10 protein-coding genes are annotated in these 14777 nt (G+C 69.9%); 2 read left to right on the plus strand and 8 right to left on the minus strand.

What is annotated here, in order from left to right:
- Window positions 1-2 precede the first annotated feature (2 nt).
- The 3 genes from GA0115234_RS25380 to GA0115234_RS41915 all read right to left on the minus strand — a co-directional run bounded on the left by GA0115234_RS25380 (window position 3) and on the right by GA0115234_RS41915 (window position 5318).
- Complete coding sequence (locus tag GA0115234_RS25380; protein ID WP_237541721.1) at window positions 3-3368, minus strand: outer membrane protein assembly factor BamB family protein; 3366 nt, start codon at window positions 3366-3368, stop codon at window positions 3-5.
- 245 nt (window positions 3369-3613) lie between these two features.
- Window positions 3614-4528, minus strand: a complete 915-nt coding sequence (locus tag GA0115234_RS25385; protein ID WP_093545891.1) for a S1 family peptidase — start codon at window positions 4526-4528, stop codon at window positions 3614-3616.
- Between the two features lie 358 nt (window positions 4529-4886).
- Entirely contained in the window at window positions 4887-5318 is a 432-nt protein-coding gene (locus GA0115234_RS41915; RefSeq protein WP_141718475.1) for a hypothetical protein, read from the minus strand.
- Between the two features lie 311 nt (window positions 5319-5629).
- On the opposite strand from GA0115234_RS41915, the gene GA0115234_RS25395 reads away from it, so the two are divergent.
- Window positions 5630-7201 carry a flavin monoamine oxidase family protein gene (locus GA0115234_RS25395; RefSeq protein ID WP_202554156.1) on the plus strand — a complete coding sequence of 524 codons (1572 nt, stop codon included), beginning with the start codon at window positions 5630-5632 and terminating at the stop codon, window positions 7199-7201.
- Window positions 7198-8583 carry a glutamate-cysteine ligase family protein gene (locus GA0115234_RS25400; RefSeq protein ID WP_093545900.1) on the plus strand — a complete coding sequence of 462 codons (1386 nt, stop codon included), beginning with the start codon at window positions 7198-7200 and terminating at the stop codon, window positions 8581-8583. Before GA0115234_RS25395 ends, GA0115234_RS25400 begins: the two co-directional genes overlap by 4 nt.
- Window positions 8584-8634: 51 nt before the next feature.
- Here the strand turns inward: GA0115234_RS25400 and GA0115234_RS25405 are convergent, their stop codons facing one another.
- The 5 genes from GA0115234_RS25405 to GA0115234_RS25425 all read right to left on the minus strand — a co-directional run bounded on the left by GA0115234_RS25405 (window position 8635) and on the right by GA0115234_RS25425 (window position 13882).
- Window positions 8635-9462 (minus strand): aldo/keto reductase, encoded by an 828-nt coding sequence (locus GA0115234_RS25405; protein ID WP_093545903.1) that lies wholly within the window; start codon window positions 9460-9462, stop codon window positions 8635-8637.
- Between the two features lie 58 nt (window positions 9463-9520).
- Complete coding sequence (locus GA0115234_RS25410) at window positions 9521-10723, minus strand: cytochrome P450 (RefSeq protein WP_141718476.1); 1203 nt, start codon at window positions 10721-10723, stop codon at window positions 9521-9523.
- Between the two features lie 81 nt (window positions 10724-10804).
- Window positions 10805-11623 carry a class I SAM-dependent DNA methyltransferase gene (locus GA0115234_RS25415; RefSeq protein WP_161275660.1) on the minus strand — a complete coding sequence of 273 codons (819 nt, stop codon included), beginning with the start codon at window positions 11621-11623 and terminating at the stop codon, window positions 10805-10807.
- Between the two features lie 97 nt (window positions 11624-11720).
- On the minus strand, window positions 11721-12911 hold the full coding sequence (locus GA0115234_RS25420; protein ID WP_093545912.1) for a YcaO-like family protein: 1191 nt from the start codon (window positions 12909-12911) through the stop codon (window positions 11721-11723).
- Window positions 12908-13882 (minus strand): aKG-HExxH-type peptide beta-hydroxylase, encoded by a 975-nt coding sequence (locus GA0115234_RS25425; RefSeq protein WP_141718477.1) that lies wholly within the window; start codon window positions 13880-13882, stop codon window positions 12908-12910. The genes GA0115234_RS25420 and GA0115234_RS25425 overlap by 4 nt, the downstream gene beginning before the upstream one ends.
- Window positions 13883-14777 lie beyond the last annotated feature (895 nt).

Below are 14777 nucleotides of genomic sequence, written 5' to 3' on the forward strand. Positions count from 1 at the left end.
TTCTACTTCCGGCGTGCGGCGAGCGCGTGGACCGTGCCGTCGTCCGTGAGGGCGAAGACCCAGTCACCGCTCACGGAGAGGGCCGAGGCCACTCCCGCGCCGAGGTTGTACGAGGCGACCTGCGTCCCGTTCGCCCGGTCCAGGACGAGCAGGCGACCGTCCCACGTTCCGACGTACACATGGGACTTCGTCACCAGCGGGTGCATCGTCGGCGAACCGGCACCGGCCGAACAGCCCATGGCGACCCGCCACTTGTCGTCCAGCGGGCTCTCCCCCGCCAGATAGCCGGACTTGGTCTCCCACACCGGCTTCGACGGATCAGTCGCACTCGTGTCGTACGCGCGTACGACGCCGTCCCGGCCCGCGACATAGGCGATGTCGCCCCGGACGGCCGGACTGGTGAGCGGAGCGCGCCCCGGCTCACAGGTGCTGCCGCCGCCCAGCTCGGACTCCCAGGTCACCGCGCCCGTCTTCGGGTCGTGTCCGCGGATGCCGGACGCCGTGAACGTCACCAGCTTCGCCTCGCCCGTGGCCGGGTCGGTCAGGGCGGGCGAGGAGTGGCTGTCGATGTCGCCCGCGGTGTCCTTCACCCACAGCTGGGTGCAGGTCGCCAGGTCCATGCCGATGATGGTGTTGCTCGACATGGAGTGCAGGTAGGCGGTGTTGGAGCCGGGCTCGCGGATCACCGTGCTGTGGGCCTGGCCCCAGGAGAACGCGGCGTCGAAGCCGCCGGGCAGCGTCCCGCCGGTCGCGGCGTCCCGGCAGCGGACCGTGTAGGCGTCCTGGTAGACGGCGACCGAGCGGCTCTCCGCGCCCGCCAGCGCGAAGACACTGACGGGTCCGCCCGCGCGGCCGTAGCGGCGCACGGTGTCCCCGTGGGTCTCCTGCCGGTCGATCGACTGCCAGACGATGCGGCCGCTCGCCGCGTCCAGCGCGTAGATCCGGCCGACGCCGGTGGTCAGATAGACCATGGAGCCGTGGAGCGTCGGCGCCGACTCGGCATCACCGTCGAGGTACGTACGCCACAGCTCACGCCCGGAGGCGATGTCGTAGGCGAGCATCATGCTGTACGGCGAGTCGAAGGCGCGGGACGAGACGATGACCTTGCCGTCCGCGACCACCGAGCCGTTGAGGTTGAACTGCTCGCCGGTGTGGCGGGCCCACCTGAGGTCGAGCTTCGCGCCGGGCCCGTCGCCGCTCGCTGACCGCCCGGCCTCGTCGCCGCCCTGCCGCAGCCAGTCCTGCCCGGTCCTGGGCTTCGCGAGCTCGGAGTCGCGCACGATCTCGAAGGTGTTCCTCACGGCGGGGAACCGCTTGCCCCGGGTGTCGTACGCGACCGACTCGGCGGTGTACGTGCCGGGCCTCAGCCCGTGCAGCGTGCCGCTCGCCCGTGTCCAGGCCCCGCGTGCGTCGGGGCAGGGCTCCGGCCTGCCACCGGCCGGGGTGTAGCAGTTCTCGACGCCGGGCCGGGACGCCCCCTTGCCGAAGCGCACGTCCTGAAGCCTCACCAGGTGCCCTCGGCCGTCGCGGACGCTGAGTACCGCCTTGGCAGGCGTGCGGCCGTCGTCCTCCGCGTACACCTCGACGGGCACTGCGGCCCTGGCGCCGTGCACACTGCCCTGCGCGGGGCTGACCAGCGCGGTGTCGTCGTCGATGTCGAACTGCCGGTGGATGCCGGTCACATGGCCGGTGTCCTCGTTACGGCGCGTGCGCGGATCGTCCGTGATCGCGCTGAAGTCGAGCACCTTGTAGTCGGGGTGGGCACCGTCGATGCCGTACGTGCCCTGGTTGTTGATCTCGACGGACCGTTCGAAGGCGCCGCGCCGGAACTCGGCCTGCTGGTTGTGACCGGCGGCGACCATCCGTACGTCGTACTTGGCGAGCTCGTCGATCGTCGGCTGCATGCCGGCGCCCGGTCCCCACTGGGTGAACAGGGAGCGGTGAGCGAAGACGAACACCTGCTTGCCGACCGCGTGCCGGGCGAGGTCCCGACGCAGCCACTCCAGCTGCGGCTTCAGCCCGCTCGCGTCGTAGTTGTCCTCAAGGACGACGATGTGGCGGCCGTTGCGATCGAAGCTGTACCACTCGGGGGCGATATTGCGGCGGTAGTACTCCATGCTGCCGGCGTATCCCTCGGAGGTCGCCGTGCCTCCGAAGTCGTGGTTGCCCATCACCGGATAGAAGGGGTGACCGAGCCGCCCCTCCTTGAGGCCCTTGCTGAACAGGTCGTACCCGCCCTGGCGGCGCGGCTCGTCGGCGTAGTCCGTGACGGTGAGGTCACCGGTCGCGATCTGCATCGTCGCGCCGTCGACTTCGGACATCGCCTGGACCTGGCCGGTCCACTGGGGCAGGGTGCTCCGGGCCTGGGCGTCGGAGGTGTTGCTGACCTCGGGGTCGGAGTTCATGACCCACTTCTCGGTGGGGTTCGAGGCATTGCGGTCGGGCACGAGCGCGAAGTCGACGTCCTTGCCGCCGGTCTCGGGGACCTTGTGGAAGAACTGCGGGATGTAGTCCTTGCGCAGCGCGGGCGTGTATCCGTCGGGCGAGACGATGCTGACGAGGTCGGTCTCGCGCCGCTTCGGATCGATCCGCAGGCTGTACGAGCCGTCCGCGCCGGTCGTGGTCCACACGGCGCCGTCGGTGACGTCGATGCCGGGTACGGGCTGTTCGCCCCTGTCCCGCTCGCCGTTGCCGTTGCGGTCCTTGAAGACGGTGCCCTCGACGGTGACGGTGTCGGCCTGATCCGCACGGCCGTCGGCGAAGGCCGCCTGGGGCACGAGGAAGGTCAGCGCGACGGCTCCGGCGGTCGCCAGCTGCCGACGCCGCCGGTGACGGCGCACTCCGCGGACCAGGGACGGCAGTCGCCGGGCGACGAGCAGCAGTACGGCACCGGCGGCCGTGACGAGCGCGACTGAGAGCCACGGGAACGACGGCAGGGCGTGCGCGCCGCGGACGTCGACGAGCGGGGTGGCGGCGGAGGCGTCGACCGCCGTGCCGTCGAACTCGACGACGACCTGGGTCAGTCCGCCCTCGGCGATGAGCGGGCCCAGGTCGAGCGAGTCGACGTGGCAGCTCCACGCCAGCTCGATGACGACTCCGCCGGGCACGCCGCCGTTGTCACCGGGCACGCCCGAGCCGGTGGCCGGGCAGGGGGCCGAGAGCAGCCCGGCCGCCCACGCACCGGCCTGCTCGGGAGCCACGACGGCGTTGTGCACGATGAGGCGACCGCTGGTGACGTTGTCACCGGGCGCGACCACGAGTTCCGCATGCTCGCGCGTGACATGCGCGGACGCGGCCTGGGCGCCGATGCCCAGCACGAGGAACAGCAGCGCGAGGGAGAGCCCGGCTGTTCTGCATATGTGTTTCATAAAGCGGACGTTAATGATCCGCTGTTCGGTTACCGGTCGGTCCTGAGCGACTTCACGGAGCCGCCCGGAAATGTTCAGCGTCCCGTTCATGACCGTTGCGTCACACGGGACGCTCGAGACGTGCCACCAGCGCTTTCAGATCCTCGGCGACAGGGACCTCGAGAACGGAGAGGCCGACATGGTACGAGGGTCGCCGGGCCGTCGCTGGTCGTGGACGAGCCTCTGCCTGCCGCTCAGGTGTCGACTCAGCGTGCCGCTGCCACTGCCGGCTTCGCGAGCGTGCAGCCCGGGGCCGACAGGTTGAGCTTGTTGCCCGTCGTGAAGCAGGCGGGGATGGTGTAGGTCTCCTCGGCGTACCCGGTTCCCTGATGGATGGTGACGGCTCCCTGCTCGTCCACCTCGCAGGGGTTGTCAAGGGTGCAGCTTTCGCCGTTCTCATTGATGGTGTTGTTGATCGCCGTGACCTGCCCGGTCGTCGTATCGATGACCGGGGAACCCGAGGTGCCCCCGATGACCTGGCATTCCGGGGTGTAGCGGACGGCGTCCTTCCACGTCCACTGGCTCTCCTTCAGGCGGTACGCGAATCCGTCGACGGAGCAGGAGTAGACCTGCTTCCAGTAGCCGGAGACCACGTCGATCGCGTGCCCCTGCACCGGGTGGGCCGCGGACAGCGTCAGCGGCGCTATCCCCGTGGACTGCTGTATCTGGGCGTAGGTCTTGGTCAGTTGGTAGAGCGTGACGTCCGTGTCGGTCATCGTCGCGTAGACGACTTTGTTCGCCTTGAGCGTTCCGGCGGTGCCGGCCGAGGCGTTGAGCAGCGTGAAGCTGCGGGTGGAGGACTGGTTGGTGATGACCTGACCTGCGCTCGGGAGGCCGGTTTCGAGGCAGTGGCCGTTCGTCATGACCAGTCCCGGGTCCGTCGCCTGCGAGTTAGGCATGCGGATCAGGGAACCTGAACAGTTGCTGAGCGCCACGGTGCCGGCGAAGGAGGAGGCCGTCAGCGAGGCGGGCGTACCGACAGGGTGCACGGCGGCCGTCGCGGCAGTGGGGGTCGCTCCGCTCACGCGGTCGGGTGCCGCGGCTGCCGTGCCCGCGGTGACTGTCAGGGCGGCGGCACCGAGGGCGATGGCGGTGAGGGTGGCGAGGAGAGGCTTGCGCATGGTGAGGGTCGGTCCTCTCGGTTCGGCCCGGGAGCACGGTGGCCCCTGGACGGTGAAGGGTGACCGCATTGTCGGCGTACAGCCAAGTTCTCCGCTACCCCGCAGCTCCTCCCTGGCTCCTTTCGCCCTCTTGACGGCCGCCGCACCGGGACCGTCCTTGGTCATGGGCACACAGCGGCCGACCGCGCAGGCGCCTTGAGCCGGCCCCGATGTCCTGAAGCGTGTCGCGGAAGGCTGTGGGCGGGCATTTCTCCTGTATGGGTGGGGTGTCGCGTGCTGGCCCGTCGAAGGGCTGCGGCCGCACGGAACCGGACCACCGGTCCTCGGTGGTCCGGTTCCGTGGCCGGGGCCCGTGCGGTCAATGGGTGACGGAAGTGATGCGGCCCGGTGCCGGGGGAATGGCCGGGTTGTCGGCGGTCGTGGTCTTGAGGTGGTCGACGAGCGCCTCAAGCTCCGTGACGTCGCCCCCTTGCCGCGTGGTGATCTCGCCGAAGACGGTGAAGCCGTGCCGCCGTTGGCCAGGAACTCGTTCAGGGCCATCTTGTACGTGGCGTCCCGGTCCACCGGCTTTCCGTCGACCCGTACGGTGTCCGCGAGGAGGCGGTCGGCACCGGTCCGGCTCATGTCGACGGACCTTGCCTGCGGCGACCTGGGCATCGGTGATGAAGCTGCCCAGCGGTGTCTCGGGCAGGGGCGAGCCACGGCCCGGCATGTCTGCCGAGATGTGGCCGACGACCCGGTTCGCCACGTCCTCTGAGCGTGCCTGCCAGGCCTCGATCAGCTTGGCCATGGCCGGCTGCTGCGGGGTGCCCACCGGAACGGGGCGGAATTCCGCCCCCTACGGTGCTGCGCACCACCTCCCCGGCGGCGTCGAGGTCGAGGCGCGGGTCGGCGAATCGCTCATTGCGAGCCGGGACCGGATCGGCCTCACCGCTCACGGCGAATTCCTGGCCTCCGAGCGAGGTCGTCAGCGGTTGAGCGTTTCGTCCGTGGTGCTGATGACCATTCATATTCTGTGCTCGTGGTCCCGGCGAACTCCGTCACGGCGGGCACAGACCGCCTGATATCGGGAGCAGAACACAAATAGAGGAGTGTGAGGGGTTGTTCGATCAGTGCTTTGCGTTTCCGGACGAATTACGTGTGGCGGGGCCGGCCTACCCCGCGCGCGTGGGAATCATCGGCGGCGGTCTGGCCGGTCTGGTTTCGGCCTATGAACTCCAGCGGCGTGGGGTGGACGCCGTGATCCATGAGCGAGCAGAGCGCCCTGGGGGGCGGGTGCGCACGCATCGGTTCTGGGACGGCACCTACGCCGAGGTGGGCGCGATGCGCATTCCAGGAAATCACGAATGTGTACTCCACTACGTGCAGGAGTTCAGGCTGCAGACTCGCCCCTTCATCAACCTGAATGAAGAGGGGTACTACCATCTGCGCGGGCAGCGGGTGCGATTGGGTCAAGCGCAACAGCTATATCCGGCCTACGGTCTCGATATCACCGAACAGGACGGACCGAGATCGTGGTTGGACCGTGTACTGCGCACAGCGTGGGACGCACTCACCCCCGCTCAGCAAATGGGTGTACTGGAGGGCACCTGGCAGGACGCGGCCCTGGACGAGTTGATGTCGACCTCCTTGTGGCAGTTCGCGCGCCGGCATTTCTCCGAGGACGCCTGGGACCTGCTCGGGCACGCCAGCGGACTGGTGCACTACGAGCACGCCTCTCTTCTTGAGGTGCTCGTCGACTACTTCGGTCTCTTCCACGCCGCACCCCTCGAAATCGTCGGCGGGATGGACACGCTGGTCCGTGAGTTCGTACGGCGCCTGCGACCGGGAACGCTTCGCCTGTCCACGCGCGTCGACGCCGTGCATCTGTTCTCCGACGCGGCACGGATCAGCGGCCAATGTGTGGGCCGACCCGTCGACGAGTCGTACGATGCCGTGCTGGCCTGCGTCCCGCTGACCACGCTCGACCAGATCACCATCACCCCGGAGCTGCCCCACCGGCAAGCGCAAGCCGTCCGCGGCCTCACCTATGCGAGCAGCACCAAGACCCTTGTGCACCTCCGTCGGCGAAGCTGGGAGCTCGACGACGGCATCTACGGCGGCGGGAGTTTCACCGATCTCCCCATTCAGCAGTGCTGGTACCCGTCGGACAACGCCCGCGTCGCCCCCGCTGCCGGCGGGTCCTCACCTCGGCGGCTGATCGCCCGGAGTACCGAGCTCTCGCACGAGCCAGGGGTACTCACGGGCGCCTATCTCTGGGGCCCGCACGCACGGCGGTTCACCACACTGACGTCGGCGGAGCGCGACCGGGTCGTGATGCGAAGCCTGGAACAGTTGCATCCGGGCATCTGCGACGACATCGACGACATCCTGCACTGGGACTGGGACAACCAGCCCGGAATGAGCGGAGGGTCCTTCGCCTACCTGGCTCCAGGGGAGCACACGAGATACCTCGACGGCCTTGCGACGCCGCACCCGGCGGGCAGTCCCCGTCTCTTCTTCGCGGGCGAGCACCTCACAGCCGCTCATGCGTGGATGCAAGGTGCCGCCCAGTCCGCGCTCCACGCTGTCGGCCACGTGCTCGATCGTCTGTCCGCGACGGCGGAAGGGCTGGGCAAGCAGCGCACGCAGCTCGAAGCGGATGACCTCATCAGACAAGGAGCGGCATCATGAGTACGCGAGGCGAGGAGAGCGGTCGCAACCGTCTCCCTCTGCGCATGTCGGACCTGCACGAAGCGTTTCTCGCTCCTCCAGGCACGCACGAACGCATCGGCCTCGAAGTCGAGGCAGGTGTGCTTGACGAGACGACCGGTCTCGCCGCTCCTTACGCCGGGCCACACGGCATGGCCGCCCTCCTGCACCAGGTGTCGCGGGAGTGGGGCGGTACACCGCAGTGGGCCGGAGACGTCCTGACAGGGGTTCACCTTCCGGACGGGACGAAGCTGACGCTCGAACACGGCGGCCAGTTGGAATACTCGTCCCCTCCCGCAGACGACCTTGTCACTCTGGTGACGGCCATGCGCGTCGCCATGGAGGCCCTGGCCGCTCTGGCGCAGCAGCACGGGCTGGCCATCGTTCCCGGGGGAAACCTCCCCTTCAATCGGGTCGACACCGCCACCTGGGTACCCACCGTGCGCGGTGGAGTCATGCGGACGTACTTCGCCGGCCTCGGCCCGGAAGGCGAGGGGGCACCGCACATCATGAGGCTGTCGACCTCGACCCAGGCCACACTGGACCATCTTTCCGAGGACGACCTGGCCTCGAAGCTGCGCGTTCAGGTCGCCGCCTCGCCCGTCGTCGCGGCACTGCTCGTCAACTCACCGCTGTACGCCGGACGCCTCGACGGCGTCCTCTCGCACCGCTGCCGCGACTGGCTCCGCATGGACCCCAGGCGAGTCGGTTCCCCGGGCCCCGCGCTCCGGACCCCGCTCACGGCGAGGGCCCTCACCGACTGGGCACTGAGCATGCCCATGATCTATCGCCTTGGCCCCGGCGGCTACTGCCTTGCCGGACCGCAGACATTCGCGGACCATCTCCGCGACGGCTTCGACGACGGCACCGCTCCGCATTGGGAGGACTGGCTCTCCCACCTCGACCAGATCTACACCACCGTCCGCGTACGTCGGACTCTGGAGACCCGCGCGCCGGACGGCCCGCCGTACCCGCACATTCCCGCAGTGCCGGCCCTGTGGACCGGACTGACGTATCACGCGCCTTCGCGCGCGGCTGCCTGGGAGCTTCTCCGGCACTACACGCCCGAGGAGAGCGACGCGGCGCAACAGGCTCTGCCCACGGCCGGACTGGCCACTCGTCTGGGCGGAGACAGTGTTCGCGACCTGGCCCGTCACCTGCTCGGGCTGGCACGCGCGGGCCTGCGGGCCCGCGTCCACTCCGGGCTCGAACAAACCGAAGCGCTCGCCTTCCTCGACCCGCTCGACGAGATCCTGGACACGAACGAGACTTTCGCCGAGCAGACCGCCCGTCGCTGGCAGACGACCTATCGCCACGACCCCGCCCGCTACATCGCGGCTCATCGGATCCCGCCCGCCACCTGATGCGGATCCCGGTCGAAGCCGGCGTCCAGGCGGCCGGCGCGGGCCGCTCGCTCAGCCCTGACGGCCGGCTCCGTCCGGGTCGGGGCCGATGCGGCCGCCGTTGTCGAGGGCGGTGATGTCGCTCAACTCCTGTGGGCTGAGGTCGAAGTCGAAGACCCTGAAGTTCTCCTCGATCCGGGCGGGCGCCATCGACCTGGGGATCACCACGTTGCCGAGTTGGAGGTGCCAGCGGATGACGACCTGGGCCGGGGTCTTCCCGTGCGCCTCGGCGATACGGGTCAGCGTACGTTCGGCGAGCAGCGCACCGCCCTGGGCGAGCGGGCTCCAGGCCCCCGTGGTGATGGACCGCTCGGCGCAGATCCCGCGCATCCGGACTTGCGGGAAGTAGGGGTGAAGCTCGATCTGGTTGAGTGCCGGCACGATGTCGGTGTTCGCCAGCAGGCGGTCCAGAGTGGCGGCGGTGAAGTTGGATACGCCGATCGCCCTGGCGCGTCCCTCGGTGTGGATCCTCTCCAGAGCCCTGTACGACTCGACGTACAGATCCTGTTCCGGTGCGGGCCAGTGGATCAGGTAGAGGTCGACGTAGTCCGTGCCCAGGCGGTGGAGACTTGCGTCGAAAGCACGCAGTGCGGCCTCGTGGCCCTGGTCGGCGTTCCACAGTTTGGTGGTGAGGAAGACGTCCTGACGGCGGATCCCGGCATCACGGACCGCACGGCCGACGCCCGCCTCATTGTTGTAGACGCGGGCGGTGTCGATGTGCCGGTAGCCGGTGACCAGGGCGTGGGATACGGCGGCGTAGGCCTGCTCGTCCGTCAGCGGCCAGACACCGAGGCCGATCTGTGGGACGGTCACGCCGTTGTTGAGGGTGAGGCACCGCATGGGTGAACCTTCCGGGTGCGTGTGCGGGGCCATGGCCTGTCGACTGGGGCGCCCCCGCTCACCAGGTCACGGGCAGGCTGCGGGGGGCCCTGGTCTTCAGCCCGGTCTTCCATACCGGCGGTGCCGCGGCCCGCAGTTCTGGGAAGCGGTGCAGGAGCCCGGTCAGGGCCTCCTGGAGTTGGACGCGTGCGACCTGCGCCCCGACGCAGTGATGGGCGCCGTGCCCGAACCCCAGATGAGGGTTGCGGTCGCGGTCGAGGTCGAGCAGGTCAGGGGTGTCGAAGACGGTCTCGTCGTGGTTGGCCGACGAGTTCACCGCCATCACGGCTTCGCCCTCGGCGATCGTGACACCACCGAGACGCATCTCCTCGGTGGCGACACGAAGGTTGGCCTGGACATTCGTCTGGGCGTAACGCAGCAGCTCCTCGACGGCCTTGGGGACCCTCTCGGGTTCGTCCCGGAGGCGCTGGTACAGCCGGGGGTCGTCCAGCAGGAGGTGCACCATGCCGGCGAGCCGGTCGGCAGTGGTGCCGTAGCCTCCGGCGAGCAGTACCAGGCAGAAGGAGATCAGTTCGTCCTGGCTGAGCCGGTCGCCCTCGTCGCGCGCGGCGATCAGGGTGCTCAGGACGTCGTCGCCCGGATGCCGGCGCTTGGTGGCGACGAGCTCGGTGAGGTATCCGGTCATCTCACCGACGGCGGTGGTGACCTCGGTGTCGGCGATGGCGGTGAGGCTGCGCAGGGTGTCGCACCAGGCGTCGAGCAGGTCTCCGTCCCGTCGCGGCACACCGAGGAGATCGCAGATGACTGCCAGCGGCAGCGGCCGGGCGAACAGCGCGACCAGGTCGGCCGGGCGGTCGTGTGCCGCGAGTTCGTCGAGGAGTTCCCCCACGAGCTGGGCCACGTCCGCCCTCATGGCCTCGGCGCGACGGGCGGTGAAGGCCGGGGCGACCAGCTTGCGCAGCCGGGTGTGTTCCGGAGGATCCGCGGCCAGGATGGAGTCCGGCAGGGTGGGGACCCGCGCCATGCGAGGTCCCGCTCCCCGGGTGGCGCGCGTACGGCTGAAGCGAGGATCGGCCAGTACGGTGCGCACGTCCGCATACCGGGTCACCAGCCATGCCGGGTCGCCACTGGGCAGTACGATCCGGGCGCATGGCGCGTCGCGACGCAGGGCGGCCAGTTCCGGCAGGGGTCCGAGCCCGTCGTGGTGCGGGAGGGGAAAGTCCGCGGTGGGGACCGGGCAACCGGATTCTTCGTCTGTCACGACTGCTCCGAGATGGTCTTCGGCGGTGCGGCCGTGAGGAGTCGACGGCCACGTGGGGCAAAGGGGCGCTGCGTACCCGCGTCAGCGGCGTTCGTAGACGGAGACGTGGTAGGTGCTGTCACGGGTGAACGGCAGGCCGGACCACGAGCCCTGGCGCCGGCGAAGCCGTAGTCCGGCCCGCTCCGCCATGAGGTCCAGTTCGCCCGGCGACGCGTAGTGGAAGCGCACCCGCAGGTGACGGGTCCGGTCCGCCTCGTGGATGAGGTAGTGGGACTGGTACGTCTGGGTGGACGGGTCGATCCTGCGATGGCAGAGGATCAGATGCTCGTCGGTCTCGGAGACGACCTCGGGCACGCCCGAGGCCGCGGCGACAGCGAGGGCTTCGGGCACATGCGCGTCGAGGACGAACACGCCGGTCGGCGCGAGGTGGCCGGCCACGGCGGTCAGACAGCGCTGCAGGTCGTCGTGGGACCTGAGCTCGAAGAACGTACCTCCGACGGCGTGGATGAGGGAGAACGTGCCATCGACAGGTACCTCGGCGAAATCGCCGGGAGTGATTCCGATCCTGTCGCCGCCGGGCTTCGACCGGAGCCGTGCCGCCATCGCGTCGGACGCTTCGACGCCATGGACGTCGAAGCCGCGGGCGGCGAGCGGCAGGGCGACCCTGCCGGTGCCTATGCCGAGTTCGAGCACGGGGCCGTCGCCGGCGAGGCCCGCGAGGGCGTCGACGGTTGCGTTGGTGATACCCGGTTTGGCGAACCACCGGTCGTAGTCGGCGGCGTGGACCTCGGCGTACCCGGAACCGCCCGCTGTGGTGGCGGTGTGGTCGCCCCCGCTGTCCGAGGCGTCGTCGAGGTCGGCTCTCGTCGTGGGTTCCGGATGGTCGTAGGACGTGGACATGCCGGTCTCCTCGGCCTGCGGACGGTCCGGTCGCCGCGGTGCGGACCGGGCCGGGGTGGACAGGGGCGCTGGGCGGGCTCCGCGGGTATCCGCGGGATCATCCGAAGGGGTGTGGGCCGGGTGTGGCGGAGAGGCCGCGTTCACCGTCCGGGCCGGTGGGCAGGGCATGGGCGCCCGGGGCCACGACCCGTATCACCGTCGATCCCAGGGTGCGTGCCGGTCCACGGGTGGTGTCCACGAGGACGAGGTCCCGGCCGGTGTGGGCGGACAGCGCGGCGGTGCCGGACCGCTGGGGTCCGGCCGGAGCCGGTGCTGGCCGGGAACGGCGCTCCGGGGGCCGTGACGTCCACAGCCGGAGGCTGTCCTGCCGGTGAAAGGTCCACAGTGCGTGCTTGACGGCGGAGTCCGGCGCCGTGGCACCCTGCCAGTGCGCCCATGTTCCTTCTGCCACCGGTGTGTCCATGCTCCAGCGCACCATGAGTGCCTCGTAGGCGGCCTTCTCGATCAGCGGGTCGATGTGGCCGTCGTCCGGGCCGCAGCGCGCTCCGAAGGTCTGGCGGGTCCGGTCCGGGGCGTGGAGCGACACCGCGACACAGCGGGAGCCGGTGGGCGCCGGGACGTCGAGCGCGGTGGCGATCACTTCCGTTCCCTTCAGAAGCTCCGCCAGCGGATCGGGCAGACCGGCCGCCGGAATCACCTCGGGGGCGGAGGACAGTCCATACCAGCTTCTGCGGACGAGGTCGCGTTCCAGGATCTCCCAGGCGGCGTGCTGGGTGGCCGCCTCCGGGTCCGGATGCGCGGCGACACCGGTGGAGCCGACACCGGGGCCGGGGTCGCAGCCTGGCGGCGCCCGGTGGTGCAGGAAGACCGCCCCGGCGGGTACGTGGATGTCGGCTCCGGAGTGCAGGGAACGTCCAAGTACCCAGAGCCGGCGGGTGTCACGCGAATCCTGAAGGGTGGCCGGGGCGCCTTCCGGCACGAGCTCGGCAGGGTCCACGGCGGGTATCCCCTTGCGGCGCAGTTCGCTGTGGGTGGCCACGACCGCGGCATCCGACTCCGCCGCACGGCCCGCGAGGATGTTGCCCACGCGTTCGAGGAGTTCGCCGCGCGCGCTCGCCACGACCCGTTCCGCGTGGTGCCCGGCAGCACTGCCCACGACGACGGGGCGGTCCCCTGCGGCACAGACGGCGTCGAACTGCGGCGAACGGGCCGCGACGCGGGCGAAGACGACCTGCGGCCAGGGCGCGTAGGGAGCGAAGACCTGAGGTGACCAGGGAGACACACTCATCGCACACGCGCCCGTGCCACCTCGGCGGCGTCCTCCAGGACCGTTCTCCCGTGGTCGGTGAGCATGTCGCGGTGTTCCGTCATGGTGCGCACCGCGTCGACCGCGGAGAGGGCCAGTCGATCGTGGCGTGCCCGCACGGCCGCAGCCGCGCCGCTGTCGGCCGTGTCCCCCGCGAGCAGGTGCCGGTACAGCAGGACGCTTCGGGCCAGGACGACCATCTGCTGGAACAGCCCGGTGAGCGGCCGGGGGTCGAGCCTGAGGGGTGTGGATACCATCGGGCCGTCGTCTTCCACGGGCCGCAGGAAGGGCTGTGCAGCCACGGACGCGGCATTGCACCGGGTGTGCGCGCCCTCGTGTACGAGCGCTTCGGCGAACCGGACGGCCCCCGGCAGCCCGTCCGGGTCCGGTGTGAGACGGCTGCGCCGGATGAAGACGGCACCGTGCACGGTGAAGTCGGTGAAGCCGTCGACGGCAGGCCCGTCCAGAAGCGCGACCTGGAAGAGGACTTGGCTCAACTCATCGCAGATCGCAGGCCAGTTGGCGGCCAGGAGGGCGATCGTCTTGTGGATGTCCGCCGCATCGCGTTCGCGCCATCCGACCACGGCGGAGCCGTGTGTCGTGCCGGGTTCTCCGCCCCGGTCCGGGATGGACTTCAGTGCGCGGACGACGCTGCGCTCCAGATGAGGTCCGGGTGACGCGAGTCGGGCGGACCACGGCAGTCCGGACGCGGGGGATGCCGTGATGTCCGACCGGGCCCGGTCGACCATGCCGCTGAGGCGGGCGAGGCGTTCCGGGGCGGGCGGGCCGGTCCGCAGGACGTACTGTGCGACGTGTGCCGCTTCGATGATCGCGGGGTGCGTGGCTTCCTCCGGGGAGACCGTCAGTCCGGCCCGTTCCAGGGCCGACCGGGTCATGCGCGCCAGGGCGGAGCATTCCTCGGCGCTCTGGCGTACGTCGGGTTCCACTCGCACCGTGAGTACCTCCATGAAGCCGGATGGGGTCGGGCGACGGGCCGGATCGACCCGCCGCCCGGAGTGACGCTGCGTCAGCTGGGTACGTCGACCATCAGCGCCAGGTCGGGAAGTTCCTCTTCGGGAATCTGCTCGATCTCCTCGTGCATATCGATCTCCCTTCGGTGACCGGCTCCTCCGACATTGACGGGGAGTCACGGCGCTGCCACGGTACGCACGGTTCCGAAGTGATCACAAGATGCGCCGTGGCCACCCCCACGGGTTCGCCGCGGCGCATGCCGGCCAGGTTCCGCAGGGTCGTACCTGATCTTCGCCGCACTCCGTGGACAGGGCGACGACGACCGCCCGACCCTCCCGACCTGCTGCTTCCTGCCCGGCCGACAGAAGTGGACTCTCGTGCGAGGCCCGGTCGGACCGAGGCGCCGCCCCCATCCCGCCCTGTGTGGCGACCCTCCGGGTCCCGGTCACTTTTCTGTCCGGAAGGTGCCGGGAGGACCTGCCGCGCGGAGTGCCGGACCGGGGCACCGAGGTGCCCGCCGTACGCGTGCCCCCTCGGCTCCGCCTTCCCGGCCCTCCGGGGGCGGCCGCAGCGCTCCCCCGCCGAGGACACATCGGAAATGCGTCCGCACGCCTTCCACCCCGCCCGCGTCCTCGGCATCCGCCGGAACGAGGGGAACGCAACGGAAATCCGGCCTCGGGAAAAGGCCGAAACGCCACTCTTGGAAAGTGGGCCACCGCCCACGATGATGATGCGTCATCTGCCGCGTACGGCAGAGCCATGTGAGCCGCCCGTCCCTGCGTGTGGTTCATCTCCGACCAGCAGTCTCTCCGCCCCATGCGACTCGCAGGGCCCGGCGACCGGGCCATTGCCGCAGCACTCACGTGACACTGCCCC

The organism is Streptomyces sp. DvalAA-43 (genome assembly GCF_900091725.1).
Lineage (GTDB): Bacteria > Actinomycetota > Actinomycetes > Streptomycetales > Streptomycetaceae > Streptomyces > Streptomyces pulveraceus.